Raw genomic sequence first — 26,239 nt, 5'->3', positions numbered from 1 at the left:
CCTGTCCTGGCACCGCTGCGTGTTCCACGTGAAACAAAAATCGCTGTCGACTTGCCCTCGCTGAGTAAAAATTAAGCAAAAATTGACCCGTGGAAGGTTGCGTTCGCAAAAAGACTCTATAATCGGAGCTCTCTTCCCGCATTTTTACTTGCACTGTTGCCTATTTATCATGTTATTTCCTACAGAATTCGACGTCATCGTTGTCGGTGGTGGTCACGCCGGTACCGAGGCGGCCCTCGCTTCCGCCCGCATGGGGCAGAAGACGCTATTGCTCACGCATAATATTGAGACACTGGGCCAGATGTCGTGCAACCCCTCCATCGGTGGCATCGGCAAGGGCCATCTGGTCAAGGAAGTCGATGCCATGGGCGGCGCGATGGCGATTGCCACCGACGAGTCCGGCATCCAGTTCCGCATCCTGAATTCCTCGAAAGGCCCGGCAGTGCGCGCCACGCGCGCCCAGGCCGACCGTATTTTGTACAAGGCCGCCATCCGCACGCGCCTGGAAAACCAGCCTAACCTGTGGCTGTTCCAGCAAGCGGTCGATGACCTGATCGTCGAAGGCGACCGGGTCGTCGGCGCCGTGACGCAGATCGGCCTGAAGTTCCTCGCGCGCGCCGTCGTGCTGACGGCCGGCACTTTCCTCGACGGCAAGATCCACGTGGGCTTGAATAACTATTCGGCCGGCCGCGCCGGCGATCCGCCCGCCATCTCGCTGTCGGCCCGCTTGAAAGAGCTGAAACTGCCGCAGGGCCGTTTGAAAACGGGCACGCCGCCGCGCATCGATGGTCGCACGATCGACTTTTCCGTGATGCAAGAACAGGCGGGCGACCTCGATCCCGTGCCCGTGTTTTCCGTCATGGGCAACACGGCCATGCACCCGCGCCAGGTGCCATGCTGGGTCACGCACACGAATAGCCAGACGCACGACATCATCCGCGCCGGCCTGGACCGCAGCCCCATGTACACGGGCGTCATCGAAGGCGTGGGCCCGCGTTACTGCCCCTCGATCGAAGACAAGATCCACCGCTTCTCGGGCAAGGAATCGCACCAGATCTTCCTCGAGCCGGAAGGCTTGACGACGCATGAGTTCTATCCGAACGGCATCTCCACGAGCTTGCCGTTCGACGTGCAGATCGCCCTGGTGCAGTCGATGAAGGGCATGGAAAACGCCCACATCCTGCGTCCCGGCTATGCCATCGAATACGATTATTTCGACCCGCGCGGCTTGAAGGCCTCGCTGGAAACGAAGGCCGTTGCCGGCCTGTTCTTCGCCGGCCAGATCAACGGCACCACCGGTTACGAGGAAGCGGCCGCACAAGGCATGCTGGCGGGCCTGAATGCGGCCTTGCTGACGCAGGACAAGGAAGCCTGGGTACCGGGCCGCTCCGAGGCCTATCTGGGCGTGCTGGTCGACGATCTGATCACCCAGGGCGTGCAGGAACCGTACCGCATGTTCACCAGCCGCGCCGAGTACCGTTTGAGCCTGCGCGAAGACAATGCCGACATGCGCCTGACGGAAATCGGGCGCGCGCTGGGCTGCGTGGGCGACGCCCAATGGCAAGCGTTCGAGACCAAGCGCGAAGCGGTGGCGCGCGAGCTCGAGCGCCTGCGTTCCACGTGGGTCAATCCGCGCATCCTGGCGGCCGCCGAATCGGAACGCATCGTCGGCCAGGCCATCGAGCGCGAGTACTCGCTGGCGGACCTGCTGTGCCGCCCGAACGTGGCCTACGACACCCTGATGAGCATGACGGGCATGGAAGGCCAGGCCCTGGCCGGCCCGGGCGTGGAAGACCCCGCCGTGCGCGAGCAGGTGGAAATCCAGCTCAAATATGCGGGCTACATCGAGCGCCAGAGCAAGGAAATCGAGCGCCATGAACACTATGAAAACCTGGCCTTGCCGGAAGGTTTCAATTACCTCGATATCGGCGCGCTGTCGGTCGAAGTGCGGCAAAAACTCGACAAGCAGCGCCCTGAAACCCTGGGCCAGGCATCGCGCATATCGGGCGTGACGCCGGCGGCGATTTCGCTGCTGCTGGTGCATCTGAAAAAGCGCGGTTTTGGCGCAGGGCAAGCCGAAATACAGACCACCACTTTAAAGGACGAGGTTGTTGAATGAAGCAGTTTGACCGGGCCGCATTGGCCCAGATTTTGAATGAAGGCATCGCCGCGCTGGGGCTCGACCTGAGCGCGGATCAGACGGAAAAACTGCTCGATTACCTGGCCTTGCTGGCCAAATGGAACAGCGTGTACAACCTGACGTCGGTGCGCGATCCCCTGCAGATGCTGACCTTGCACGTGCTCGATTCGCTGGCCGCCGTGCCGGCGTTCGCGGATGCAAAGCATGTGCTCGACGTGGGCGCCGGCGGCGGCTTGCCGGGCATGGTCCTGGCCATCGCGCGGCCCGATGTGAAGGTGTCGATGATCGACACGGTGCATAAAAAGACGGCTTTTCTGACGCAAGTGAAGGCGGAACTGGGCCTGGCCAACGTCACCGTGTACACGAAACGGGTGGAACAGCTGGAAGTGGCGCAAAAATTCGACGTGATCACCTCGCGTGCCTTTGCCGACCTGTCCGACTTCGTCAACTGGTCGCACCACGTGCTGGCCGAGGGCGGGCAATTCATCGCCTTGAAAGGGGTGGCGCCGCCAGACGAGCGCGAGCGACTGCCGGCAAACTGGAAAGTGACGGAATTACGGGCGATCCAGGTGCCAGGGCTAAATGCAGAGCGTCATCTGGTCTTTATAGCAAGAATTTAAAGGCCGCGGAATTAAACGGTATAAATCATATAAATAGTTTATACGGTATGAATGATATAAACCATATAAACGATTTATATCGTATAAATAAAATAAACAGTATAAATCGTTTCGGCCAGATGCCGGGGCGCACGATGAAGTTTGCATCTCTTTACAACTAGAAGATACATGGCCAAAATTTTTTGTGTAGCAAATCAAAAGGGTGGTGTTGGTAAAACCACAACGAGCGTCAACCTCTCCGCCGGTCTGGCCAAGTTGAACCAGCGCGTGCTGCTGGTCGACCTCGACCCGCAGGGCAATGCGACCATGGGCGCCGGCATCAACAAGGCCGGCCTGAAGGCGTCGACCTATGAAGTGATGCTGGGCGAGTCCGATGTCAAAACGGCACGCCAGCGTTCGGAAGCGGGGCGCTTCGATGTCTTGCCGTCGAACCGCGAGCTGGCCGGCGCCGAAGTGGAGATGGTCGAACTCGACAACCGCGAACGCCGCCTGAAGGATGCGCTGGCCGAAGTGGACGGCGAATACGATTTCATCCTGGTAGATTGCCCGCCGGCATTGTCGATGCTGACCCTGAATGGCCTGTGCGCCGCGCATGGCGTGATCATCCCGATGCAGTGCGAGTACTACGCGCTGGAAGGCTTGTCCGACCTGGTCAACACCATCAAGAAGGTGCATGCGAACCTGAACCCGGATTTGAAGATCATCGGTTTGCTGCGCGTGATGTTCGATCCGCGCATGACATTATCGCAACAAGTGTCGGCGCAGCTGGAACAGCACTTCGGCGACAAGGTCTTCAATACCATCATCCCGCGCAACGTGCGCCTGGCCGAAGCGCCGTCGTACGGCTTGCCCGGCGTGACCTTCGACCCCAGCTCGAAAGGTGCCCAGGCGTATATCGCCTTCGGCGCCGAGATGGTCGAGCGCATCAAACATATGTAAACAAGAGGCGGGCGCCTGCACAGTTTGATGTAAGCGCTTACTCTGAAAACACGATTAGGACAGCATGGCTACGAAAAAATTAAAAGGACTGGGTCGCGGACTCGACGCCCTGTTGGGCGGCGGCGGCGATTTTGCCAGTCCGGACACGACACAACCGTCGAACTTGCCCGTATCACAAATGCAAGCCGGCAAGTACCAGCCGCGCACGCGCATGGACGAGGGGGCCTTGAATGAACTGGCCGCTTCGATCAAGGCGCAAGGGCTGATGCAGCCGATCCTGGTGCGCCCGATCGGGCAGGACACCCTGAGCGGACTTGTCAAATATGAAATTATCGCAGGCGAGCGCCGTTTCCGCGCCTCGCAGCTGGCCGGCCTGACGGAAGTGCCGGTGCTGGTGCGCGACGTGGACGACCTGGCCGCCGCCGCGATGGCGCTGATCGAGAACATCCAGCGCGAAGACCTCAATCCTTTGGAAGAGGCGCAGGGCATCCACCGCCTGATCGCCGACTTCAGTTTTACGCATGAGCAAGCGGCCACTGCGCTGGGACGCTCGCGCAGCGCCGTGTCGAACCTGTTGCGTTTGATGAACCTGGCCAGTCCCGTGCAAACCATGCTGATGGCCGGCGATATCGACATGGGCCATGCGCGCGCGCTGCTGGCCGTCGATGCGGCCAGCCAGATCACCCTGGCGAACCAGGTCGTGGCCAAGCGCCTGTCGGTGCGCGAAACGGAAAAGCTCGTCACCCGCACGCTCGAGGAAGCGGCCAACCCGGTTGAGCCGCGGCAAAAGGAAAAGTCGGGCGACATCGCGCGCCTGGAAGAAGAGCTGTCCGATGCGCTGGCTACGCCCGTGGTGTTCAAAATGGGCAACAAAGGCCGTGGCCAATTGGTCATCGATTTTGCCGATCTTGACGTGCTCGATGGCTTGTTGACACGTTTGCGTGGTTAAATAGCAAGCTGCAAAGACAGGGGCCATGCGGGTGTGGCCGATCCGGCCATGCTTTCCAGATGCACCACGTGATTCCTTGATAACACGGCTGGAAGCGGCCAGACAAGCGACTTTGCCATATAGTGGTGCAAATGGCGGCGAATAGTCGGTAAAGCGTCAGTTTCACGCAGCAATTGCCCTGCTGCGGTGCACCAACGTTTGACTCTATAGATCAAAGCCAACTATAATCCCGTGTCTTTGCGTGTGTAGATTTTTCTGGGAACTTGGCAATTGAGTGATTCACAACAAAGTATTGCCAAGCCAGTCTACAAAGTAGTTGCATTGCAGCTAGCAATCGCTATCAGTTTTGCCACGGTTACCCTGTTTTTTGGTGGCAGTGTCAGAGGCTGGTCCGCCGCATACGGCGGCGCTATCGCAGTCATCGGTAGCCTGGTGTATGCCCTGTTGGTGGTTCGCGGTTCTAGCGACGCCAATAAGGCATTCCGGGCGCATTTGCGCGCAGAAGTGGTGAAAATATTTATCACAGCGGTGCTGTTTATATTGGCACTGGTGTTGTTTCAGTCGGCCGCCTGGTTATGGCTGATCTTGGGTTTCGCGGTGGCAACCTTAGCATACTGGTTTTCATTGCTCGCTGTTTAATCATTGGTTTTGGGGCCTGTTGAGCTCTGAAACGACAAATCTAAATTCATTATGACCACAGAACACGCTATTGAAGCGGGCCATGCTGCCCCGGCCAACGCCACAGAATACATCAGTCACCATCTGGCCCACCTGAGAAGTGCCGACGGCATGATCAATCTGGATACGTTCTGGATTTCGGCCATTCTGGGCTTTGTTTTCCTGGCTGTTTTCTATATGGCGTCGCGCCGCGCGACGGCTGGTGTCCCTGGCAAGTTGCAAAACTTCGTCGAAATGGTCATGGAAATCGTCAATGACACTATTAATGGGGCCTTCCACGCGAAAAGCAAGGTCATCGCGCCGCTGGCCATCACTATTTTTGTGTGGGTCTGGTTGTTGAACGCGATGGACTTCCTGCCGGTTGACCTGTTGCCGAAGATCCTGAGCTGGTTTGGCGTGCATAAACTGCGCGCCGTGCCGACCGCCGACGTCAACCACACCTTCGCCATGTCGCTGTCCGTCGTGCTGTGCGTGATCGCCTTCTCGATCAAGGCCAAGGGCCTGGGCGGCTGGATCAAGGAACTGTTCACGGCACCGTTCCATGCGAGCGGCCTGATCGGCACGATCGCCCTGGCACCTGTCAATTTCCTGCTGCAAATGGTTGAGCTGGTTGCAAAACTGATCTCCCTGTCGCTGCGACTGTTCGGCAATATGTATGCCGGCGAACTGATTTTCATCTTGATCGCGTTGTTGCCTTGGTGGGCACAGTGGGCGTTGGGTGGTCCATGGGCAATTTTCCATATCTTGATTGTAACTTTGCAAGCTTTTGTGTTTATGGCGTTGACGGTTGTGTATCTGAGCCTTGCGGTTGAGAAACATTAATCATTAACTTTATATTTTGTTTTTTTAGTATCTTTCGTTTTTAAATTTAGGAGAATTTTATGCAAGCTCTGATCGCACAAGTACAAAGCATGACCGTTCTGGCAGCAGCAATCATCATCGGCCTGGCCGCAATCGGCACCGCTCTGGGCTTCGCTATCTTGGGTGGCAAATTCCTGGAAGCTTCGGCACGTCAACCAGAACTGATGCCACAACTGCAAACCAAACTGTTCGTTATCGCTGGTCTGCTGGATGCTATTTCGATGATCGGCGTTGGTGTTGCTCTGCTGTACACGTTCGCTAACCCGTTCCTGTCCGCTCTGACGGCTGTTGCTCAGTAATTCGCTCCAACCCTAGGAGAAACTTTTAGTTAGGAGCAAAGGTATGGACATCAATATGTCGCTCATCGGCCAGATGATCACCTTCGCGGTGTTGGTCTGGTTCTCGATGAAGTTCGTATTTCCAGCGCTGAACAACGCGCTGGATGAGCGTGCCAAACGAATCGCGGATGGATTGGCTGCGGCCGATCAAGGTCAGGCTTCGATGGCAGTCGCTGAAAAGCGTGCGCAAGAGGCATTGAACAGTGCACGTGAAGAAGCGTCGCAACGCGTTGCGGACGCTGAAAAGCGCGCGCAGCTGGTTGCTGAAGAGATCAAGCAAAATGCACAAGCTGAAGCTGCGCGTATCATTGCGCAAGCCCAGTCGGACGCCGAACAGCAACTGTCGAAAGCACGCGAACAATTGCGCGCTCAGGTGGCTGACCTGGCTGTCAAGGGTGCCGAGCAGATCCTGAAGCGTGAAGTCAACGCTACGGCTCACGCCGAAATGTTGCAGCGTCTTGCTGTCGAGCTGTAATCATGGCAGAACTCGCAACCGTCGCCCGTCCCTACGCGGAAGCTTTGTTCCGCGTAGCCCAAGCTGGTAAGGAGTCAAGCAACCTCGCGGCGTGGTCCGAGCTGGTGTCCGAACTGGCACAGATCGGTAGCCACCCCGAGGTACAGGCGTACGCGCGCAATCCGAAGGTTTCGGAAAGCGACGTCGCCGCCACCATCCTGTCGTTGTTGAAATCGCCGCTCAATGAGGAAGTGAAAAACTTCGTCACGATGTTGATCGAAAATGGCCGCATCAGCCTGCTGCCGGAAATCGGCGCGCAATTCCATGCCTTGAAAAATGGCCTGGAAGGTGCGGCTGACGCCGAGATCACGAGCGCTTTCGATCTGAGCGAAGGCCAAACGGCCGAGCTGGTCGCAACGCTGGAAAAGAAATTCAGTCGTAAGCTCAACCCTGCCGTCACAGTGGATCCATCGCTGCTCGGCGGCGTGCGCGTGGTTGTTGGCGACCAAGTGCTCGATACCTCGGTGCGCGCCAAGCTGCAGCAACTGCACGCTGCACTGGTGTCGTAAGACACGCGCTTCGGCAGGCCAGCTTAGACAGACCCTTACCCCTCGCGCAAGCTGAGAGAAACACTTTTAGGAGTTAGTATGCAACTCAACCCATCTGAAATCAGCGAGTTGATCAAGAGCCGGATCCAAGGTCTTGACGGCGGCGCTGAAGTGCGTAATCAAGGCACGGTTATTTCCGTCGCCGACGGTATCTGCCGCATCCACGGTTTGTCGGACGTGATGCAAGGCGAGATGCTGGAATTCCCAGGCAACACGTTTGGCCTGGCAATGAATCTGGAACGCGACTCCGTCGGTTCCGTGATTCTGGGTGCCTACGAGCACATCTCCGAAGGCGACACGGTGAAATGCACCGGCCGCATTCTGGAAGTGCCAGTCGGTCCTGAGCTGCTCGGCCGCGTAGTCAACGCGCTGGGCCAGCCGATCGACGGCAAAGGCGCCATCGAGACCAAACTGACGGCCGCGATTGAAAAAATCGCTCCGGGCGTGATCGCCCGTGAATCCGTTTCGCAACCAATGCAAACCGGCCTGAAGTCGATCGATGCGATGGTTCCCGTTGGCCGCGGCCAGCGCGAACTGATCATCGGCGACCGTCAAACCGGCAAGTCGGCCGTGGCGATTGATGCGATCATCAATCAAAAAGGCCAGGGCATGAAATGTATCTACGTCGCGATTGGCCAAAAAGCCTCGTCGATCAAGAACATCGTGCGCTCGCTGGAACAGCACGGCGCGATGGAATACACCATCGTTGTCGCCGCTTCCGCTTCGGAATCGGCCGCCATGCAATACATCTCGCCGTACTCCGGTTGCGCCATGGGCGAATACTTCCGTGACCGCGGTGAAGATGCACTGATCGTCTACGATGATCTGTCCAAACAAGCTGTTGCATACCGTCAAATCTCGCTGCTGCTGCGCCGTCCACCAGGTCGCGAAGCGTACCCAGGCGACGTGTTCTACCTGCACAGCCGCCTGCTGGAACGCGCAGCACGCGTGAACGCCGACTACGTCGAGAAGTTCACCGACGGCGCCGTCAAAGGCAAGACCGGTTCCCTGACGGCACTGCCGATCATTGAAACGCAAGCTGGCGACGTGTCCGCATTCGTTCCAACCAACGTGATTTCGATTACCGACGGTCAGATCTTCCTGGAAACCTCGCTGTTCAACGCCGGTATCCGTCCTGCGATTAACGCCGGTATTTCCGTATCGCGCGTCGGTGGCGCCGCCCAGACCAAGGTCATCAAAAACCTGTCCGGCGGTATCCGTACCGACTTGGCGCAGTACCGTGAACTGGCCGCGTTTGCGCAGTTCGCTTCGGACCTGGATGAATCGACCCGCAAGCAGCTGGACCGTGGTGCCCGCGTAACGGAATTGCTCAAGCAAGCCCAATACTCGCCACTGTCGATCTCGCTGATGGCCGTATCGCTGTTCTCGGTGAACAAAGGCTTCATGGACGACGTGCCAGTCAAGCAAGTGCTGTCGTTCGAAGCTGGTGTCCACGCTTACATGAAGACCAAGCAAGCTGCTCTGCTGGCCAAGATCGAAGAAACCAAGCAACTCGACAAAGACAGCGAAGCAACTCTGTCGGCGGCCATTGCTGATTTCAAGAAATCCGGCGCATATTAAGCGGCCAGGCGGCGCCCGCCTCGAGTGAGGCGCCGCCCTACGCGCAGAAGGAGTAAGGACTCATGGCATCAAGCAAAGAGATACGAGGCAAGATCAAGAGCGTAGAGAATACGAAGAAGATCACCAAGGCGATGGAAATGGTCGCCGCGTCCAAAATGCGCAAGGCGCAAGACCGGATGCGGGCCGCTCGTCCCTACAGTGACAAGATTCGGAATATCGCCGCCAATCTGGCGAACGCCAATCCGGAATACACGCACCCGTTCCTGGCAGTTGCCCAGGGTACGCAAGCGAAGGCAGTGGGTTTCATCGTTGTCACGACCGACAAAGGTCTGTGCGGCGGCATGAACACCAACATCCTGCGCCAGGTGACGTCGAAGTCGCGCGAGCTGGAAGCAGCTGGCAACCGGATTGAAGCAGTTGCCATCGGTAACAAGGGTTTGGGTTTTTTGAATCGCATCGGCGTCAAGATCGTCGCCTCTGCCATTCAAACCGGTGATACGCCGCACCTGGATAAATTGATCGGACCTGTCAAGGTCATGCTCGAAGAATTCCAGGCTGGCAAGCTCGACGCAGTGTACCTGTGCTACACCAAATTCATCAACACGATGAAGCAGGAACCAGTGGTCGAACAGTTGCTGCCGTTGACGGCTGACAAAATGGTCGCCGACAAGAGCGCACACTCGTGGGATTACATCTACGAGCCGGATGCACAAAGCATCATCGACGAATTGCTGGAGCGCTATGTAGAAGCGCTGGTGTACCAGGCAGTCGCGGAGAATCTGGCGTCCGAGCAATCGGCACGGATGGTCGCGATGAAAGCTGCAAGCGACAACGCGGGTAGTGTGATCGGCGAATTGAAGCTGATCTACAACAAGACCCGCCAAGCTGCGATTACCAAAGAACTCTCCGAAATCGTCGCCGGTGCGGCTGCGGTTTAAACGAATTTAACTATATTGAAGGAACGAACATGGCTGATGGCAAAATCGTTCAGTGTATCGGCGCTGTGGTGGACGTTGAGTTTCCCCGCAACGCGATGCCTAAGGTATTTGATGCCTTGAAGATGGCAGGCTCGGAACTGACCCTGGAAGTACAACAGCAGTTGGGCGACGGCATTGTCCGTACCATTGCACTCGGCTCGTCCGATGGCCTGCGTCGCGGTATGATGATCCAGAACACCGGCAAACCTATCATGGTGCCAGTCGGTAAAGCAACCCTGGGTCGCATCATGGACGTGCTGGGCAACCCGATCGACGAATGCGGCCCCGTGTCGCACGAGCAGATCGCGTCGATCCACCGCACCGCTCCCGCATACGACGAACTGTCGCCATCGCAAGAACTGCTGGAAACCGGCATCAAGGTGATCGACCTGGTGTGCCCGTTTGCAAAAGGCGGTAAAGTTGGTCTGTTCGGCGGCGCTGGCGTAGGCAAGACCGTCAACATGATGGAACTGATTAACAACATCGCCAAGGCGCACAGCGGCGTGTCCGTGTTCGCCGGCGTCGGTGAGCGTACCCGTGAAGGTAACGACTTCTACCACGAGATGGCTGACGCGAAAGTGGTTGATCTGGAAAACCCGGAGAACTCCAAAGTGGCGATGGTCTACGGTCAGATGAATGAACCGCCAGGTAACCGTCTGCGCGTCGCGCTGACCGGCCTGACGATCGCTGAATCGTTCCGTGATGAAGGCAAGGACGTGTTGTTCTTCGTCGACAACATCTACCGCTTTACGCTGGCCGGTACCGAAGTGTCGGCACTGCTGGGCCGTATGCCGTCGGCTGTGGGTTACCAACCGACCCTGGCGGAAGAAATGGGCCGTCTGCAAGAGCGTATTACGTCGACCAAGACCGGTTCGATCACCTCGATCCAGGCCGTCTACGTTCCAGCCGATGATTACACCGATCCGTCGCCTGCTACCACGTTTGCTCACTTGGATTCGACCGTTGCGCTGTCGCGTGACATCGCTTCCCTGGGTATCTACCCAGCCGTGGACCCGCTGGATTCGACCTCGCGTCAGCTCGATCCGTTGATCGTTGGTCAAGAGCACTATGACACCGCGCGTGCCGTGCAAACGACCCTGCAACGCTACAAGGAATTGCGCGACATTATCGCGATTCTGGGTATGGACGAGCTGGCACCGGAAGACAAACTGCTGGTTGCCCGTGCACGTAAGATGCAGCGTTTCCTGTCGCAGCCTTTCCACGTCGCTGAAGTCTTTACCGGCGCGCCTGGTAAATACGTTTCGCTCAAAGACACGATCAAGGGCTTCAAAATGATCGCTTCGGGCGAACTCGATCACCTGCCGGAACAAGCGTTCTACATGGTCGGCACGATCGAAGAAGCAATCGAAAAAGCCAAGAAACTTAACTAAGTTAAGTCTGGGCCTAACCCCGCCCGTTAGACGGCGGGGTTCTTCAACCCGATAGGACACACATGGCACACACAATTCACGTTGACGTGGTTTCCGCTGAAGAACTGATTTTTTCAGGCGAAGCAGAATTCGTCGCGTTGCCGGGTGAACAGGGCGAGCTGGGTATCTACCCACGCCACACGCCTTTGATTACCCGCATCCGTCCGGGCGCGGTCCGCATCAAGGTAGTCGGCCAGGCTGAAGAAGAGTTCGTCTTCGTTGCCGGCGGCCTGCTGGAAGTGCAACCGGATACCGTGACCGTCCTGGCCGATACCGCGATCCGCGGTCACGACCTCGACGAAGCGAAAGCGCTGGAAGCGAAGAAGTTGGCGGAAGAAAATATCCACAACAAGGATTCGGGCATCGACTACGCGCAAGCGCAAGCCGAGCTGGCCAGCGCGATTGCGCAGCTGGCAGCGATCCAGAAGCTGCGCAAGCATTAATTTGCTCGCATGCAGTAATACAAGAAGGCAGCCTGCGGGCTGCCTTTTTTATGCTTCAGCCGCTTGGCTTATTCGCAGCTTGGCTGCCAGGCGCTATCGCGCAACTGGGCAGCCAGGCTGGCATTGCCCTCATTGACCAGCTTCAGGCTAGCCTGCCTGCCCGCCGCTGACTGGTCCGCGCCCGCCGGTGTCTTTACCGCATATTGAAACTGCAGCAGGCCACCACAGGCGGCAGCGCCATGAAAGCTCTTGCTGACGTTCGATTCATACACGGGGTTGGCCGCATCCGGTTCATATACCGACCGCATCAGCACGTGGCCGTTCTCGACAGTGACGGAGGAAATGGGTTCCGGCTTGGTGGCTGCCAGCGACTTGAGCAGGGCGGCCGAGAAGTCCAAGGGATCGGTCTTGGAATTGCCTTCGTAGAGTATGGTAATCAGGCTGCTCCATTTTTCCACCGCTTCGCCATTCGTCGTATATTCATACAAGGCCCGTTTGCTGTTGCGACCCTGCGGCGCGGTAAACGCCAGCGTGTAGACTTTGTCGGCATGGTGAATCTCTTGCGGCACGATCAGCTTCTGCGCGAACAGCGAGCTGCTGGCGAACAGGCAAGCTGACAATGTACTCAGTAGTAAAACGGTTTTTCCCTTGAACACAGTGCATCCTCATGTCATGGTTGGCGGACCGCGCGCATTGCGTGCGGGGCATCTCTGTTGGTAGTGCATTTGACTATACCTTGCATATTTCTCAATTGCAACTTTGATATATTCCAGCATCCTGGCTGTGGCTCGGCTGTTCACGCCATTCCATCCTTGTCACGTTGCCTGAAGGCCTTCATCGTCACTTTCCACTTGGCGCGCGCTGCGCTGCGCTCGAGCGGCGTCTCCTCGCTGCGGCGTGCGTCGCGCAGCAGCTTGTGATAGTTGCGCAGGCGGTCCCCGTCGACGGCGCCACGCACCTGGCAACCGGGTTCGCTGGCATGCTGGCAATCGCGGAACTGGCACGTTGCGGCAAGCGCCGCGATGTCGTCGAACGTGGCCGCCAGGGTCTGCGCATCGGCGTCGGCGCGCCAGCTGCGCAAGCCCGGCGTGTCGATGATGCAGGCGCCATCCGCACACAGGTGCAGCGAGCGGGCCGTTGTCGTGTGCCGGCCGCGGCCGTCGCCATGGCGCACGCCGTTGGTCGCTTGATCCGCCGCGCACAAGGTATTGGTCAGGCTGGACTTTCCCGCGCCCGATGAGCCGAGCAGTACCAGGGTCTGGCCGGCACCCAGCCAGGGTTCCAGGATGGCCACGTCATACGCATGGCGTGTATCGATGGCGAACAGCGGGACGTGGGGCGGCAGGCGCTGTTTCAGCAGCGCCAGCTTGCCCGGCACGTCGTCGGCCACGTCGGCCTTGCTCAGCACCACCACGGGGCTGACCTGGGCCGCCAGCACGATGGCCAGATAACGCTCCAGGCGGCGCGGATTAAAATCCTCATCGAGTCCCATCACCAGCAGGGCCGTGTCGACATTGCTGGCCAGCACCTGGCGCCGGCCGTCATTGCCGCGCCGCGCGATCTGCGTGACTGGGGATAAGTGCGCCGTTATCCACAGCGCGCCGTGAAGATCGGGTTCGGCGGCGATCCAGTCGCCGACAGCAAGGATGGTGTCGTGTTCCAGCAGCGCGTGCAGCAGGCGCGGCAGGATCTGCGCCGGCTGTTCCAGGCTGCCGTCGTGCACGCCGATGCTGTCGCGGTGCACGGAGCTCACGCGCATCAGCTGCGCGGCGGGGGAAGATAAGTCGAGTTGGGTGGCTGCGCTGGCGATGGCCTGCTGCAGCCCGATAAGGCGTAGTTGCGCAAAATCGAATGCGATCATGGTAGCGTGATTCCAAATTCTGTCGTCCGCGTGCGGACGTGTAGCCTGCGCGTGCAGGCACCGCCAGTCGCGATGACTGGCACGAAAGAAGGGGAAGTCGGCTACGCGATCACGCGTATGGGGAATTGCGGGCTAAGGGGCTTAGCCGGGAAATACAGTGATCAGGCAGCCGACAGCACGGCAGTATCCGAATGGCGCATGTTGTCTACTCCTGTTGTGTGATGGAAAACGCCAGTGTGCCAGCGGCACGCACTGCCGTCAATGGACGGTGTGGTTCAGCTGCACATGCCGTATGCCTGGCGTTCGGGGAAATAGCGGTACGTAAACGTGCGTACCGGGTAGCGCTTGCCGCCGACGAGCATGTCGGGCATGGACAGATCAAAGCGCTGCGGCAGCTGGCGCGGCAGTTGCAGGCGCAAGCGCCACTGGGTTTCCTTGCTGTTGCCGACGGCGGCAAACATGATGGGCAACTGCTCGATGACGTCGACGATCTCCGCCTTCTGGTTCATGCCGCGCTGGTAAATGGTGAGTATCTTGGCTTCCGCGAAAGGCGGCTTTTTCGGTTCTTCCAGCAGGAAGGACAGGCGCGTAAAACTGGCTTGGGTGCCGACGGGCAAGGTAAAAATCAGCGCCAGCTCCGTGCCGCCTTCCTTCAGGGTGACAGGCGGCGTGGCGTAGATGCTGATACCGCGCGGCAGTTCGAAACGCGAGCCATCCGTCCACGTCTTGCACTCGGGCGTGGTGGCCTGGTACAGGCTGGGCGCCGTGTAGTCATCGCAGGCGGAAACCAGCAGCAGCAGGGGCAGGGCAAGGAGGGCGGAACGGCGCATGGGAGTCACGGTTGGGGGATCAGCCGACAGTGTAAGCGATCCCCGCGCGATCCACCAGCGACGCCAGGCCTACCCGGGCGGGGCGCGCCGCACGGACTGCAGCTGGCAATGCGCCGGTTGCAGCGCCGCCTGGATGATGTCCAGCGCCAGCTGCGGCCGGGCCGCGCCGCACATGAAGATGTCGACGGCAGCAAAGCCCACTTCGGGCCAGGTATGCAGCGAGATGTGCGACTCGGCCAGCAGCAGCACTCCCGTGACGCCCTGGCCCGGGCCAAAGCTGTGGAAATGGCCGTGCAGTACTTGCGCGCCGGCCGCGATGGCAGCGTCGCGCAGCAGGCGCTCGAGCGCGGCGCAGTCGCGCAGGCGTTCCGGGGCGATGCCCGACAGGTCGGCCAGCAGATGGATGCCCAGTGGCAGATGCGGTGCGGACGCCATGCTTATTTGTGGCTGCCGCCGCTGGAGCCGCCGCCATAGCTGCCGCCGCCGCTGCCCGTGCGCGAACTCCAGCTGCTGCCGCCGCTGCTGCCGCTGCCGGCCACCTTGAACATGCGCACCCAGTTGGCGGCCGTGACACTGAAGGTCACCATCAGGGCGTAGATCACGTATTTACTCATGGGGGATTCTTTGCATTCTTGTCGAGGAAAACGGCGGGCAGGAACAGCGCAAGGCAGCCCAGCAAACTCCACATCAAGGTGCTGGAGAACGACACGAACATGGGGATCGCATTCAAGACCAGCACGATGACGATGAAGACCTTGGCGATGCCGCGGTGACTGAGCTGGATATTCCGCACCTGGTCGCCGCCATGGAAGGCGGCGCCGAACCAGGCGGCCATCTGGTCGTAGGCGACGGGCGCGGAGCGCGACCAGGTCATTTCCTCGCTCGTGAGTTCCGCCGCCAGCTTGGTCTGTCCCTGCTCGAATTCATAGACGCGCGTGCTGTCGCCGACGGCCACCTTCCAGTTGAAGGCGCCGGCCGCATACACGACCTGCGAGCCGTAGTCATACAGTTTGCGGTAGGTGGCGCCATCGAGCGTGCAGCTGGCGGCGTCCAGCGAGGCCCAGCTGGGCCAGTTCGGCAGCACGTTCGAGCGCGACCAGCCCTCGTCCGTTTCCACCAGCCAGAAGAAGCCGGCGCGCGCGTTGTACAGCAGGTATTCGTTCCACTCGCTGCCCTCGTCGTCGGCGCGGCGCATCATGCCGATCACCGTGAAATCCACATTGCTGATCTTCGCGCTGGCGCCCAGTTCCAGCGTGATGTCGGCGTTCTCGTGCACCTGCTTGCCGATGGCCAGCACCTGCGCTTCCGGGCCGCTGGCGTCGAGCTGCGCGTGGCAGGCGGGACACACGAGCTGCGCCGCCGCACCCGGCACATATTGAATGCCGCTGCCGCAGGAGGGGCAGTCGAGCGCATCGAGCTTGCCGCGGTACTTGCCGGCGCTCCTGGCGATGGCCTCGTCGTCGCGCAGCAGCTGGCACTGCAAACTGTCCAGGGTGACGGCGACACCCTGGTAGACGACCGGTTGCGGGCCATCCGTGTAGTCGAGCGTGACGAAGCTCGCGTAGTTGCGGAAATCCGCCACCTGGATGCGCCAGCCGGCGCCCACCTTGAAGGGCTGCTCGCCCTGGCCGGCGATGCACTCGGCGTTGCGGATCTCGGCGGCCGTATAGGGCTCGCCGCAGATCGTGTAGCGCCTGCCCGGCGCCAGCTCGCCAAAGGCGGGCAGTGCGTCCTGCGTGCCGCGCTCGCGCGTCAGCGTGTACAGGCCGGACGAGTCGCCCAGCCACGCCGTGCTGGCGTCGTCGAACAGCAGATACCACTCGTTCCACGTGCCGGCGCTGTAGCGCTGCTGGATGCGCCCGACGACGGTGAAGTGCACGCCGTCGTGCACGCCGGCCGTGCCGATCTGGATCGGCGAATAGTCTTCCAGGACGGCCGACATCTTGCCCACGTCCCTGACGGAATCGGCGTCCTTGAGGATGGTGCTGTGGCAGTACTCGCACACGGCGAGCACGGAAGCATGCGAGCGGAAATGCACTTCCGCGCCGCAGCTGGGACAGGAAACAGTTTGCATGCAGTCGTATTTCGCCCTAATCAGCCGATCAGTTTTTTCAGCAGTTCAGCCTTGGCGCCATCGTAGTCGGCGGGCGAAATGAGTCCCTTGTCCAATAAACCCTTGAGTTTTTCCAGGCGCGCCTCGATCGGTTCTTCCGCGGGTGCCGGTGGCGCCGCCGGAGCGGGGGCCGGGGCGGGCTGCTGCAGCGCACCGCCCATGCTTTGCGCCATCACCTGGCCGATCGACAGCCCGGCGCCGAGGCCCGCGCCGATGCCGGCCATGCCGCCCTCGTTCTGCGCCGCCAGCGGGATCGCGTTGGCCACCTGGAATTTGGTGTAGCCGCTCATCTTGTCGGCGCCCAGGCCGCCCTTCATGCCGGCGGAAATACGCTCGTCGAGCGCCGCCTGCAATTCCTCGGGCAGGCTGATGCTGGCCACGTTGAATTCATCGAGGCCCACGCCGTAGCGGGCAAACGCCTGCGCCAGGCCATCCTTGACCTCTTGCGCCATCAGCGCCTGGTTGGCCGCCATGTCGAGGAAGGGGACATTCGCGCCGCCCAGCGAGCTGGCCATGCTCGACATCAGAATGCCGCGCAACTGGTCTTCCACCTCGTCGCGCGTATAGACTTCGCGCGTGCCGCTGATCTCGGTGAAGAAGGTGCGGGCGTCGGCGATGCGGTACGAATACATGCCGAAGGCGCGCACGCGGATCATGTCGAAATCCTTGTCGCGGATGGTGATCGGCTGCGGCGTGCCCCACTTGCGGCCGGTCTGCACGCGCGTGCTGAAGTAATACACGTCCGACTTGAACGGCGAATCGAACAGCTTGTCCCAGTTTTTCAGGTTGGTCAGCAACGGTAACGTTTGCGTCGTCAGCTTGTGCGTGCCGGGACCGAAGACGTCGGCGATCTTGCCTTCATTGACGAAGACGGCGACCTGCGATTCGCGCACATTCAGGATGGCGCCGTTCTGGATCTCGAAATCGTGCATGGGGAAGCGCCAGGCCAGCACGCCTTCCGTCTCTTCGTTCCACTGCAGTACGTCGATAAACTGCTTCTTGATAAAGCTGCCGAGGCTCATGATGGATGTCCTTGAATAAGATAAAGCGGTGTCAGGAAATGCAGGCGGCGTTGATGGCGCCGATCGACAGCGAGATGGCGCCCAGCAGGCCGCCGAAGGCGCTGTTGTTCGATTCGATCTGATCCTTCGACATGCGCAGCAGGCGCGTGGTGACCACATACGCGAGCAATTGCACCACCATGGCGCCGAAGGCCCAGGCGAAGAATTGCTGGTAGTCGGCCGTGTGCATCAGGGACGAGGCGATGGTGGCGGAAAAGCCCAGCAGCGCGCCGCCCAGCGACAGGGCCGCCGCCTGGTTGCCCTGTCGGATCAGCAGCACTTCGTTATACGGCGTGACGCGCGTGTAGATGATAAAAAAGGCAATCAGCAGCGCGGCGGCCAGTATAAGATGGATCAGATAGTTTAGGATGGCGGGCACGGCTTTCCTCGCAATGAGTATTTGATAACGTCAACGCATATTAGAACAAAAAAAAGTCCAATGAACAAAAAGATTCTGATTTTGTCCGTCTTCGTGGTCGCCTCCTGCGGCCTCGCGTATGAACTGATCGCCGGCGCCATGTCCAGCTACCTGCTCGGCGATTCCATCCTGCAGTTTTCGACCATCATCGGCTGCTATCTGTTTGCCATGGGGGTGGGCGCCCACTTTTCCAAGTATGTGCGGGACGACGACGTGCTCTCGCGCTTCGTCGACATCGAGCTGGCCGTGGGCCTGATCGGCGGCTTGTCGGCCGCCATCCTGTTCATGACGTTCTCGTGGATGGCCGCGCCATTTCGCACCTTATTGTATGTGATGGTGTTCCTGATCGGCGCACTGGTCGGCATGGAAGTGCCGCTGGTGATGCGCGCCCTGAATTCGCGCCAGACGGAGTTTTCCGAACTGGTCAGCCGCGTGCTCACCTTCGATTACCTGGGTGCGCTGGCCGTCTCCCTGCTGTTCCCGCTGGTGCTGTCGCCCTACCTGGGCCTGGTGCGCACGGGCTTTTTGTTCGGCATGCTCAATGTGGGCGTGGGCCTGTGGACGATTTACGTGTTCCGCGCGGAGCTGAAGAACCTCACGGGGCGCTTCCTGCGCGCCTGCGCCGTGATGCTGGTGCTGGTCGCCGGCTTTGCCATGTCCGACCGCATGGTGGCCTGGGGCGAGCACGGCCTGTTCGGCGACCAGATCGTGTATTCCACCACCACGCCCTACCAGCGCCTGGTGATCACGCGCTGGAAGGACGATACGCGGCTCTACATCAACGGCAACCTGCAGTTTTCCTCGCGCGACGAGTACCGCTACCACGAGGCGCTCGTGCACCCCGTGCTCGAAGCGCTGCCGTGGGCGCGCCGCGTGCTGGTGCTGGGCGGCGGCGATGGCCTGGCGCTGCGCGAAATCCTCCGTTATCCACAGATCGAACACGTCACCGTGGTCGACCTCGATCCTGCCATGACGGCCGCGTTTACCACGCGCCCGGAACTGGCAAAGTTAAATAACAACTCGTTCTCGGACAAGCGCGTCACCGTCGTCAATGCCGATGCCGCCGTCTGGCTGCGCAACAACGGCGACATGTTCGACGCGGCCATCGTCGATTTCCCCGATCCGTCCAGCTTCGCGCTCGGCAAACTGTACTCGGTGCCGTTCTATGACCTGGTGAAAAAACACCTTGCCGCCAAGGGCCTGATGGTGGTGCAATCGACGTCGCCGTTCTTTGCCCCCCACGCCTACTGGACCATCAATTCGACCCTGCGCGAAGTGGGCATGCGCACCTGGCCTTATCACGCCTACGTGCCCTCGTTCGGCGAATGGGGTTTTATCCTCGCCTCGCCCCAGCTCGACTACGCACCGCCGACGCAATACCGCCTGCCGATGCGCTACCTGAATGCGGACACCACGCGCGAGATGTTCATCTTCCCGCCCGACATGCAGTCGCTGCCCATGGCGCCGAACCGCTTGAATACCCAGTCGCTCGTGCATGAATTCGAGCAGGACTGGAACCGGGTGATCCGCTGATGCAGCGCCGTTCCTTCATGCTGTGGGCCGCCGGCGGCACCGCGGCGGCGGCCGCCGGCATCGGCAGCATCGCCGCGTATCTGCGCTGGCAGGAAATCACGCCCAAGGTGCTGTATCCGGGCCGCAGCGAGGGGCATTATTTGCGCAAGCTGCTGCGCGAGGGCACGGCGCTGCCGCCGCCTGCACGCACCTTGACGACCGATGTGGCCATCCTCGGCTCCGGCATCGCGGGCCTGACGGCCGCCTGGCGTTTGAACAAGCTGGGGCACAGGGATTTTCTCATGATCGATGGCCCGCAGCCGTATGGCAACGCGGCCGGCGGCCACTTCGGCGACCTGGCCTATCCGACCGGTGGCCATTACCTGCCGTTGCCGTCGCCCGAATCGACCCATGTGCGAGAGATTTTGTTCGACCTGGGGATTATCCAGCGCGATCCGCAGGCGGAAAAGCCATATTACGACGAGCGCTACATCCTGCACGCTCCGGAAGAGCGATTGCTGTTCAACGGCCACTGGCAGGACGGCTTCATTCCCACCGAAGGCGTGCCGCCTGCGGAACTGGCGCAGCATGAACGCTTCTTTGCCGAGGTGCGGCGTTTGCGCCAGGCGCATGGCAACGATGGCAAGCGCGTCTTCGTCTTTCCTACCGTGGAGTCGTCGCAAGATCCGGCCTGGCAGGCGCTCGACACCATCACCTTGAAGCAGTGGATGGAGCGCGAAGGCTATACCTCGCCCACCCTGCACTGGTATCTGAATTACTGCTGCCGCGACGATTACGGCACGCGCTACGACCAGGTCTCGGCCTGGGCCGGCCTGCATTACTACTGCAGCCGCTGGGGCCAGGCGGCCAACGCGGGCAATGGCGCCTGGCTGACCTGGCCGGGCGGCATGCAGCCGGTCGCCACGGCCATGGAACAGGCGTCCAAGGTCCGGCGCCATGCGGGCACGGTGGTGTCCGTGACCACCACAAAACAGGGCGTGGAAGCGCTGTGCCTGGAGCTGGTCGACGGCCAGCCGCGTACCTACCTGGTCAAGGCGCGCAAGGCCATCTGCGCCATGCCGCTGTACGTGGCGGCGCGCGTGGTGAAGAACATCGCCGAGTATGGCTTCGACGCGAAACGCGATACGCCCGCGTATGCGCCGTGGATGGTGGCGAATTTTTTACTGAAACGCTTTCCCGACGAACTGTCGCATGCGCCCCTGTGCTGGGACAACGTGGTGTACCAGGAACCGGGCCTCGGCTATGTCGTCTCGACCCACCAGGACATCCGCGTGCGCCCGCCCGAGAAGACCGTCTTCAGCGCTTACGTGGCCCTGTCCGACCGCACGCCGCAGCAAGCGCGCAAGTGGCTCGACACGGCCAGCCCCGAAGAACTGCTGGCGCTGGCCAGCATCGATTTAAAGACGGCGTATGGGCGCGATTTTGCCAGCTGCGTCGAGCGCGTCGACATCACCGTGCGTGGCCACGCCATGGCGGCACCCTTGCCGGGATTTCGCAGCAACGCGGGCTTGAAGGCCTTGCGCGAGCACGACGGCGCCATCCTGTTCGCGCATGCGGATTTGTCGGGCTTTTCCGTGTTCGAGGAGGCGGCATGGTGGGGGGATAGGGCGGCGCGGCTGGCGGCTGTCTGACGCGATGCAAAAGTCGCCTTAGATGATTTCTGTCAACCTCTTCATTTTTTTCCAAAACATAATAAATAGCTGTACCGCTTGTGCGGACAGCTTTCTTTTTGTGTTAACAATGGAGCGAAAATGAAGCAGACAAAGCATCGGTTTGAGGACGGCAGGATGGAAAAAATACGCCGTAGTGTCACGTCTATTTTCTTTCCGCTAGCAAAGTGGCGCTACTTTGTGCTGTTTCAATCCAAGGCCCAGGCAACTTCCTGGATCGTTACCCTGCTGATATGCATGGTAGCCATCACTTATCTTTTTTCTCTGGATCGTGAATCGAAGGCGCCACTTGAGGTGGTATTGCTGGGGGCGGGGATAGGATCGTCGTTCTCGCTGATAGCCGTCCTTCCGGCCGCATTCAAGGTACGGGATAATGGACTTGGCATGCTTGGGGAAATAGAAGTGCGTCTGTTAAAAATGCATTATGTCGAGGAAGCGCGCCATACTGGCATCGTTATCTATCGGCAGAATTTGCCGCGCTTGCTGCGCTGGGATGAGGGCAATATCGAGATCAGGAACGAGGAAGGTGTTTTCGTGGTCAGTGGTGGGTATCTTTCGTTGCGAAAGCTTCGTGGTGGCTTGCTGAAATCATATTGATGATGTGAATGGAATAAAAAAGGCCGGCGCGAACGCCGGCCAGAGCCCCCTAAGGCTCGAACCTGTGCTTCCTTGTTCTTCTCATTTATTTTTATTAATCACGTCAATGAACACGGCCGCCAGCAGCACCAGGCCCTTGATCACCTGCTGGTAATCGATGCCGATGCCCATGATGGACATGCCGTTGTTCATCACGCCCATGATGAAGGCGCCGATGACGGCTCCCATCACCTTGCCCACGCCACCCGAGGCCGAGGCGCCGCCGATGAAGCAGGCGGCGATCACGTCCAGCTCGAAACCCGTGCCCGCCTTCGGTGTGGCCGTGTTCAGGCGCGCCGCGAAGATCAGGCCGGCCAGCGCGGCCAGCATGCCCATGTTGACGAAGGTGTAGAAGCTGACCCGTTCCGTCTTGATGCCCGACAGGCGCGCCGCCTTTTCGTTGCCGCCCACGGCATACACGCGGCGGCCCAGCACGGTGCGGTTGGTGATGAAGGTGTAGGCGACGATGAGCAGCGACATCACGGCCAGCACGTTGGGAAAACCACGGTACGACGCCAGCAGGTAGCTGAAATACACCATCACGGCGGCGAAAATGGCATTTTTCAGCAGGAAGAAGGCGCGCGGCTCGTTTTCCATGCCGTGTTTCAGTTGCTTGGCGCGGCTGCGCAGCGAGGTGACGATCAGCGCCGCGGCGGCGATCACGCCCAGCAGCAGCGACAGGCCGCGCAGGTTGTCGCCGCCGAACGGGTCGGGCAGGAAGCCGGAGCTGAGCATCTGGAAGCCTTCCGGGAAGGGACCGACCGACTGGCCTGCCAGCAGCGCCAGGGTCAGGCCCTTGAACACCAGCATGCCGGCCAGCGTGACGATGAAGGACGGAATTTTAAAGAAGGCGACGAAATAGCCTTGCGCGCCGCCGATGACGGCGCCGGCCAGCAGGCAGAGGATGCTGGCGGCGACAAAATGCATGTGGTAGTTGACGATCAGGACGGCGGCCAGCGCGCCGACGAAGCCGACCACCGAGCCGACGGACAAATCGATATGGCCGGCCACGATGACCATCAGCATGCCCAGCGCCATGATGACGATGTAGCTGTTTTGCAGCACCAGGTTCGTCAGGTTCAGCGGCTGCATCAGGGTGCCGTCGGTCATGTACTGGAAAAAACCCATGATGACGATCAGCGAGAGCAGCATGCCGTAGTCGCGCATATTGTTTTTCAAGAAGCCGGCATAGCTTTTCGCTTGCGGCGCGGCCGCTGGCGCTGCTGCCGCCGGCGCGCCTGCTGTCAATTTATTGTCCATTGTTTTCTCCGTGTGTAACGATCGCGCGCATGATGCGTTCCTGCGATGCTTCTGCCGCGCTCAGTTCTGCCGCGAAGCGGCCTTCGTTCATGACATAGATCCGGTCGCACATGCCCAGCAATTCCGGCATTTCCGAGGAAATCATGATGATGCATTTGCCTTCGGCGGCCAGCTCGCTGATGATGCTGTAGATCTCGTACTTGGCACCCACGTCGATGCCGCGGCTCGGTTCATCGAGGATCAGCACGTCGGGGCGCGAAAACAGCCATTTCGCCAGCACCACTTTCTGCTGGTTGCCGCCGGACAGGTTGACCACCTTCTGCGCCACGCTCGAGCAACGGGTCTTGAGCTTGCGGCGGAACTCCTCGGCCACGCCGAATTCACGCTGCTCGTCGATCACCATGTGCCGCGAAATCGCGTCCAGGTTGGCCAGGCTGGTGTTCTTCTGGATGTCTTCCTCGAGGATCAGGCCCAGGCCCTTGCGGTCTTCCGTGACATAGGCGAGGCCGTGCGCGATCGCCTTGCCGATGGTGCTGACGTCGATCTCCTGGCCGTGCTTGAGCACCGTGCCGCTGATGCGCTGGCCGTAGGCGCGCCCGAACAGGCTCATCGCCAGTTCCGTGCGCCCGGAGCCCATCAAGCCCGCGATGCCGATGATCTCGCCCTTTTTCGCGTGCAGATTGATGCCCTTGATGACGGGGCGGTCGGCATGCTCGGGATGGAAGACGCGCCAGTCGCGTACTTCGAAAATGGTCTCGCCGATGGTGGGCGTGCGCGGCGGATAGCGGTCCGCCATTTCGCGCCCGACCATTTTTTCGATGATGCGGTCTTCGCTGACGGGCTCCGTGCGGCAGTCGAAACTGTCGACCGTGTTGCCGTCGCGCAGCACCGTGATGGCATCGGCGACCCGCGAGATTTCATTGAGCTTGTGCGAAATCAGGATCGAGGCGATGCCCTGGGCTTTCAGGCCCAGCAGCAGGTCGAGCAGGGCCGCGCTGTCGCTTTCATTCAGGCTGGCCGTCGGCTCGTCGAGGATCAGCAGCTTGACGTCCTTGCACAGCGCCTTGGCGATCTCGATCAGCTGCTGCTTGCCCACGCCCAGGTTGGTGATCAGGGTGTCGGGGGACTCCTTCAGGCCGACTTTGTGCAGCAGTTCGCGCGTCTTCGCTTGCGCGTATTCCCAGTCGATGACGCCCATGCGGGCCGGCTCGTTGCCGAGAAAGATATTCTCGGCGATCGACAGCTGGGGCACCAGCGCCAGTTCCTGGTGGATGATGATGATGCCGATTTCTTCGCTGTCCTTGATGCTGCGGAAGTGCCGCGTCTGGCCCAGGTAATCGATGTCGCCCGTATAGCTGCCATGGCCGTAGACGCCGCTCAGCACTTTCATCAGGGTCGATTTGCCGGCGCCGTTTTCGCCGACGATGGCGTGGATCTCGCCGCTGCGTACCCGCAGGTTGACATTGTCGAGCGCAACGACGCCCGGGAATGTTTTGCGTATCCCGCGCATTTCCAGGATAGTGTTCGTCATATAACCTCTCTGGCACGGCCGCGCTGGTGGGCAGCGGCCGTGCGGCAGTCTTGTTCTTGATCGTGCGTGAAGCGAAAGGCCCGGCAATGCCGGGCCTTCAGTACCATGGATGCTTATTTCACTTGCGCTTCCGTGTAGTAGCCGCTGCCGGTGACGAGCACCTGCTTCCAGTTCGCCTTGTCGACGGTGACCGGTTTCAACAGGTAGGACGGCACGACCTTCACGCCGTTGTTATAGGTCTTGGTATCGTTGACGGCCGGCGTCTTGCCGCTCATCATCGCGTCGACCATATTGGCCGTGACCTTGGCCAGTTCGCGCGTGTCCTTGAACACGGTCGATGCCTGTTCGCCGCGGATGATCGATTTCACCGACGGAATTTCCGCATCCTGGCCCGTCACGACGGGGAACGGCTGTTTCGGCGTGCCGTAGCCGACGCCCTTGAGCGAGGACAGGATGCCGATGCTCAAGCCGTCATACGGCGACAGCACCGCGTCGACTCTCGCATTGCCGTAGTAGGCGCTGAGCAGGTTGTCCATGCGGGCCTGCGCCACGGCGCCGTCCCAGCGCAGGGTGGCGACCTTTTCCATGCCCATCTGCTTCGAGCGCACCACCAGCTTGCCGCTGTCGATGTACGGTTTCAGGACCGACAGCGCGCCGTTGTAGAAGAAGTGCGCATTGTTGTCGTCGGCCGAGCCGCCGAACAGTTCGATATTGAACGGACCCTTGCCTTCCTTGAGTTTCAGCGCCGATTCGATATAGCCCGCTTGCAGCACGCCGACCTGGAAGTTGTCGAAGGTGGCGTAGTAATCGATGTTTTTCGTGCCGCGGATCAGACGGTCATACGAAATGACCTTGATGCCCTTGTCGGCCGCCTTTTGCAGCACGTTCGACAAGGTGGTGCCGTCGATGGCGGCGATCACCAGCACCTTGGCGCCCTTGGTGATCATGTTTTCCACCTGCGCCAGCTGGTTCGGGATATCGTCGTCGGCAAACTGCAAGTCCGTCTTGTAGCCGCGCTCCTTGAATACCTTGACCATGTTGTCGCCGTCGGCGATCCAGCGCATGGACGATTTGGTCGGCATCGAGATGCCGATCGCGCCCTTGTCCGCGGCGCTTGCCACGGGCATTACCGCCATGCCGGAGATGGCCAGCGCCAGGCTCGCGGTCAGCATTTTCATTGTTGTTTTCATTTCAGGTCTCCACCGTCTTCGATAGTTGAATGTGCCAGGGCCGTCGTCCAGCGGGCGGGCTCCGTGCGAATGGCCGATTGCGGGCCACGGCTGATACTAGTTTGTCCATCCATCCCTC

At 60.2% G+C, this 26,239-nt stretch carries 27 protein-coding genes; 16 read left to right on the top strand and 11 right to left on the bottom strand.

Going from position 1 to position 26,239, the window contains the following annotated elements; translation table 11 throughout:
- Positions 1-169 precede the first annotated feature (169 nt).
- The 13 genes from mnmG to AC1RBA_RS13930 all read left to right on the top strand — a co-directional run bounded on the left by mnmG (position 170) and on the right by AC1RBA_RS13930 (position 12,018).
- The gene (gene mnmG, locus AC1RBA_RS13990; protein WP_492418678.1) at positions 170-2,119 is read left to right on the top strand and encodes a tRNA uridine-5-carboxymethylaminomethyl(34) synthesis enzyme MnmG; all 1,950 of its coding nucleotides are present in this window, start codon (positions 170-172) and stop codon (positions 2,117-2,119) included.
- A complete protein-coding gene (gene rsmG / locus AC1RBA_RS13985) occupies positions 2,116-2,760 on the top strand; it encodes a 16S rRNA (guanine(527)-N(7))-methyltransferase RsmG (protein ID WP_492418677.1) in 645 nt (214 codons plus the stop codon). Before mnmG ends, rsmG begins: the two co-directional genes overlap by 4 nt.
- Before the next feature lie 168 nt (positions 2,761-2,928).
- Entirely contained in the window at positions 2,929-3,699 is a 771-nt protein-coding gene (locus AC1RBA_RS13980; protein ID WP_034752687.1) for a ParA family protein, read from the top strand.
- Between the two features lie 64 nt (positions 3,700-3,763).
- Positions 3,764-4,648, top strand: a complete 885-nt coding sequence (locus tag AC1RBA_RS13975) for a ParB/RepB/Spo0J family partition protein (RefSeq protein WP_492418675.1) — start codon at positions 3,764-3,766, stop codon at positions 4,646-4,648.
- 270 nt (positions 4,649-4,918) lie between these two features.
- On the top strand, positions 4,919-5,287 hold the full coding sequence (locus tag AC1RBA_RS13970) for an ATP synthase subunit I (protein ID WP_034752692.1): 369 nt from the start codon (positions 4,919-4,921) through the stop codon (positions 5,285-5,287).
- Between the two features lie 51 nt (positions 5,288-5,338).
- Positions 5,339-6,148 carry a F0F1 ATP synthase subunit A gene (gene atpB, locus AC1RBA_RS13965; RefSeq protein WP_046681851.1) on the top strand — a complete coding sequence of 270 codons (810 nt, stop codon included), beginning with the start codon at positions 5,339-5,341 and terminating at the stop codon, positions 6,146-6,148.
- Positions 6,149-6,207: 59 nt separating this feature from the next.
- A complete protein-coding gene (gene atpE / locus AC1RBA_RS13960) occupies positions 6,208-6,486 on the top strand; it encodes a F0F1 ATP synthase subunit C (protein WP_034752695.1) in 279 nt (92 codons plus the stop codon).
- Between the two features lie 43 nt (positions 6,487-6,529).
- Positions 6,530-7,000, top strand: coding sequence for a F0F1 ATP synthase subunit B (locus tag AC1RBA_RS13955; protein ID WP_034752697.1), 471 nt, complete (start codon positions 6,530-6,532; stop codon positions 6,998-7,000).
- Positions 7,001-7,002: 2 nt separating this feature from the next.
- Positions 7,003-7,548: a F0F1 ATP synthase subunit delta gene (locus tag AC1RBA_RS13950; protein WP_034752699.1), complete on the top strand. Its 546-nt coding sequence runs from the start codon at positions 7,003-7,005 to the stop codon at positions 7,546-7,548.
- 78 nt (positions 7,549-7,626) lie between these two features.
- Positions 7,627-9,168 (top strand): F0F1 ATP synthase subunit alpha, encoded by a 1,542-nt coding sequence (atpA, locus tag AC1RBA_RS13945; RefSeq protein WP_034752701.1) that lies wholly within the window; start codon positions 7,627-7,629, stop codon positions 9,166-9,168.
- Between the two features lie 62 nt (positions 9,169-9,230).
- Positions 9,231-10,106, top strand: coding sequence for a F0F1 ATP synthase subunit gamma (atpG, locus tag AC1RBA_RS13940; RefSeq protein WP_070218929.1), 876 nt, complete (start codon positions 9,231-9,233; stop codon positions 10,104-10,106).
- Between the two features lie 29 nt (positions 10,107-10,135).
- On the top strand, positions 10,136-11,536 hold the full coding sequence (gene atpD / locus AC1RBA_RS13935) for a F0F1 ATP synthase subunit beta (protein WP_034752705.1): 1,401 nt from the start codon (positions 10,136-10,138) through the stop codon (positions 11,534-11,536).
- Positions 11,537-11,598: 62 nt separating this feature from the next.
- Positions 11,599-12,018 carry a F0F1 ATP synthase subunit epsilon gene (locus AC1RBA_RS13930; RefSeq protein ID WP_065307860.1) on the top strand — a complete coding sequence of 140 codons (420 nt, stop codon included), beginning with the start codon at positions 11,599-11,601 and terminating at the stop codon, positions 12,016-12,018.
- A gap of 68 nt (positions 12,019-12,086) precedes the next feature.
- Here the strand turns inward: AC1RBA_RS13930 and AC1RBA_RS13925 are convergent, their stop codons facing one another.
- From AC1RBA_RS13925 to AC1RBA_RS13890, 8 genes are all read right to left on the bottom strand, one after another.
- Positions 12,087-12,674, bottom strand: coding sequence for an HI_0983 family protein (locus tag AC1RBA_RS13925; protein ID WP_139143704.1), 588 nt, complete (start codon positions 12,672-12,674; stop codon positions 12,087-12,089).
- A gap of 140 nt (positions 12,675-12,814) precedes the next feature.
- Entirely contained in the window at positions 12,815-13,879 is a 1,065-nt protein-coding gene (rsgA, locus tag AC1RBA_RS13920; protein ID WP_492418672.1) for a ribosome small subunit-dependent GTPase A, read from the bottom strand.
- 275 nt (positions 13,880-14,154) lie between these two features.
- Positions 14,155-14,709 (bottom strand): hypothetical protein, encoded by a 555-nt coding sequence (locus tag AC1RBA_RS13915; RefSeq protein WP_070218932.1) that lies wholly within the window; start codon positions 14,707-14,709, stop codon positions 14,155-14,157.
- 69 nt (positions 14,710-14,778) lie between these two features.
- On the bottom strand, positions 14,779-15,144 hold the full coding sequence (gene speD / locus AC1RBA_RS13910) for an adenosylmethionine decarboxylase (RefSeq protein ID WP_492418670.1): 366 nt from the start codon (positions 15,142-15,144) through the stop codon (positions 14,779-14,781).
- A 2-nt stretch (positions 15,145-15,146) separates the two neighbouring features.
- Positions 15,147-15,323, bottom strand: a complete 177-nt coding sequence (locus AC1RBA_RS13905) for a hypothetical protein (RefSeq protein ID WP_175539277.1) — start codon at positions 15,321-15,323, stop codon at positions 15,147-15,149.
- A complete protein-coding gene (locus tag AC1RBA_RS13900; protein ID WP_492418668.1) occupies positions 15,320-16,783 on the bottom strand; it encodes a DUF4178 domain-containing protein in 1,464 nt (487 codons plus the stop codon). Before AC1RBA_RS13900 ends, AC1RBA_RS13905 begins: the two co-directional genes overlap by 4 nt.
- Before the next feature lie 20 nt (positions 16,784-16,803).
- Positions 16,804-17,844: an SPFH domain-containing protein gene (locus AC1RBA_RS13895; RefSeq protein ID WP_492418666.1), complete on the bottom strand. Its 1,041-nt coding sequence runs from the start codon at positions 17,842-17,844 to the stop codon at positions 16,804-16,806.
- Between the two features lie 31 nt (positions 17,845-17,875).
- Positions 17,876-18,262 carry a DUF350 domain-containing protein gene (locus AC1RBA_RS13890; RefSeq protein ID WP_070288892.1) on the bottom strand — a complete coding sequence of 129 codons (387 nt, stop codon included), beginning with the start codon at positions 18,260-18,262 and terminating at the stop codon, positions 17,876-17,878.
- A 60-nt stretch (positions 18,263-18,322) separates the two neighbouring features.
- Here AC1RBA_RS13890 and AC1RBA_RS13885 point away from each other — a divergent pair, with 60 nt between their 5' ends.
- The 3 genes from AC1RBA_RS13885 (at position 18,323) to AC1RBA_RS13875 (ending at position 22,101) form a co-directional block, all read left to right on the top strand.
- Positions 18,323-19,834, top strand: a complete 1,512-nt coding sequence (locus tag AC1RBA_RS13885) for a polyamine aminopropyltransferase (RefSeq protein WP_492418665.1) — start codon at positions 18,323-18,325, stop codon at positions 19,832-19,834.
- Entirely contained in the window at positions 19,834-21,465 is a 1,632-nt protein-coding gene (locus tag AC1RBA_RS13880; protein ID WP_070288891.1) for an NAD(P)-binding protein, read from the top strand. Before AC1RBA_RS13885 ends, AC1RBA_RS13880 begins: the two co-directional genes overlap by 1 nt.
- Positions 21,466-21,585: 120 nt before the next feature.
- Positions 21,586-22,101: a hypothetical protein gene (locus tag AC1RBA_RS13875; RefSeq protein WP_070288890.1), complete on the top strand. Its 516-nt coding sequence runs from the start codon at positions 21,586-21,588 to the stop codon at positions 22,099-22,101.
- Between the two features lie 81 nt (positions 22,102-22,182).
- Here the strand turns inward: AC1RBA_RS13875 and mmsB are convergent, their stop codons facing one another.
- The 3 genes from mmsB to chvE form a co-directional block, all read right to left on the bottom strand.
- Positions 22,183-23,400 (bottom strand): multiple monosaccharide ABC transporter permease, encoded by a 1,218-nt coding sequence (gene mmsB / locus AC1RBA_RS13870; RefSeq protein WP_070218940.1) that lies wholly within the window; start codon positions 23,398-23,400, stop codon positions 22,183-22,185.
- A complete protein-coding gene (gene mmsA, locus AC1RBA_RS13865; RefSeq protein WP_070288889.1) occupies positions 23,390-24,931 on the bottom strand; it encodes a multiple monosaccharide ABC transporter ATP-binding protein in 1,542 nt (513 codons plus the stop codon). Before mmsA ends, mmsB begins: the two co-directional genes overlap by 11 nt.
- Before the next feature lie 113 nt (positions 24,932-25,044).
- Entirely contained in the window at positions 25,045-26,067 is a 1,023-nt protein-coding gene (chvE, locus tag AC1RBA_RS13860) for a multiple monosaccharide ABC transporter substrate-binding protein (RefSeq protein ID WP_225243237.1), read from the bottom strand.
- Positions 26,068-26,239: the final 172 nt, after the last annotated feature.

It is taken from the genome of Janthinobacterium sp. GW823-FHT03B06 (assembly GCF_058796955.1).
The sequence above is the reverse complement of the archived record's forward strand: the minus strand, read 5'-3'. Positions and strand labels throughout refer to the sequence as shown.

Coding starts and splice junctions, on each gene's coding strand:
- mnmG (WP_492418678.1), top strand. CDS start 170: ATGTTATTTCCTACAGAATTCGACGTCATCGTTGTCGGTGGTGGTCAC.
- rsmG (WP_492418677.1), top strand. CDS start 2,116: ATGAAGCAGTTTGACCGGGCCGCATTGGCCCAGATTTTGAATGAAGGC.
- AC1RBA_RS13980 (WP_034752687.1), top strand. CDS start 2,929: ATGGCCAAAATTTTTTGTGTAGCAAATCAAAAGGGTGGTGTTGGTAAA.
- AC1RBA_RS13975 (WP_492418675.1), top strand. CDS start 3,764: ATGGCTACGAAAAAATTAAAAGGACTGGGTCGCGGACTCGACGCCCTG.
- atpB (WP_046681851.1), top strand. CDS start 5,339: ATGACCACAGAACACGCTATTGAAGCGGGCCATGCTGCCCCGGCCAAC.
- atpE (WP_034752695.1), top strand. CDS start 6,208: ATGCAAGCTCTGATCGCACAAGTACAAAGCATGACCGTTCTGGCAGCA.
- AC1RBA_RS13955 (WP_034752697.1), top strand. CDS start 6,530: ATGGACATCAATATGTCGCTCATCGGCCAGATGATCACCTTCGCGGTG.
- AC1RBA_RS13950 (WP_034752699.1), top strand. CDS start 7,003: ATGGCAGAACTCGCAACCGTCGCCCGTCCCTACGCGGAAGCTTTGTTC.
- atpA (WP_034752701.1), top strand. CDS start 7,627: ATGCAACTCAACCCATCTGAAATCAGCGAGTTGATCAAGAGCCGGATC.
- atpG (WP_070218929.1), top strand. CDS start 9,231: ATGGCATCAAGCAAAGAGATACGAGGCAAGATCAAGAGCGTAGAGAAT.
- atpD (WP_034752705.1), top strand. CDS start 10,136: ATGGCTGATGGCAAAATCGTTCAGTGTATCGGCGCTGTGGTGGACGTT.
- AC1RBA_RS13930 (WP_065307860.1), top strand. CDS start 11,599: ATGGCACACACAATTCACGTTGACGTGGTTTCCGCTGAAGAACTGATT.
- rsgA (WP_492418672.1), bottom strand. CDS start 13,879: ATGATCGCATTCGATTTTGCGCAACTACGCCTTATCGGGCTGCAGCAG.
- AC1RBA_RS13915 (WP_070218932.1), bottom strand. CDS start 14,709: ATGCGCCGTTCCGCCCTCCTTGCCCTGCCCCTGCTGCTGCTGGTTTCC.
- speD (WP_492418670.1), bottom strand. CDS start 15,144: ATGGCGTCCGCACCGCATCTGCCACTGGGCATCCATCTGCTGGCCGAC.
- AC1RBA_RS13905 (WP_175539277.1), bottom strand. CDS start 15,323: ATGAGTAAATACGTGATCTACGCCCTGATGGTGACCTTCAGTGTCACG.
- AC1RBA_RS13900 (WP_492418668.1), bottom strand. CDS start 16,783: ATGCAAACTGTTTCCTGTCCCAGCTGCGGCGCGGAAGTGCATTTCCGC.
- AC1RBA_RS13895 (WP_492418666.1), bottom strand. CDS start 17,844: ATGAGCCTCGGCAGCTTTATCAAGAAGCAGTTTATCGACGTACTGCAG.
- AC1RBA_RS13885 (WP_492418665.1), top strand. CDS start 18,323: ATGAACAAAAAGATTCTGATTTTGTCCGTCTTCGTGGTCGCCTCCTGC.
- AC1RBA_RS13880 (WP_070288891.1), top strand. CDS start 19,834: ATGCAGCGCCGTTCCTTCATGCTGTGGGCCGCCGGCGGCACCGCGGCG.
- AC1RBA_RS13875 (WP_070288890.1), top strand. CDS start 21,586: ATGAAGCAGACAAAGCATCGGTTTGAGGACGGCAGGATGGAAAAAATA.
- mmsB (WP_070218940.1), bottom strand. CDS start 23,400: ATGGACAATAAATTGACAGCAGGCGCGCCGGCGGCAGCAGCGCCAGCG.
- mmsA (WP_070288889.1), bottom strand. CDS start 24,931: ATGACGAACACTATCCTGGAAATGCGCGGGATACGCAAAACATTCCCG.
- chvE (WP_225243237.1), bottom strand. CDS start 26,067: ATGGCGGTAATGCCCGTGGCAAGCGCCGCGGACAAGGGCGCGATCGGC.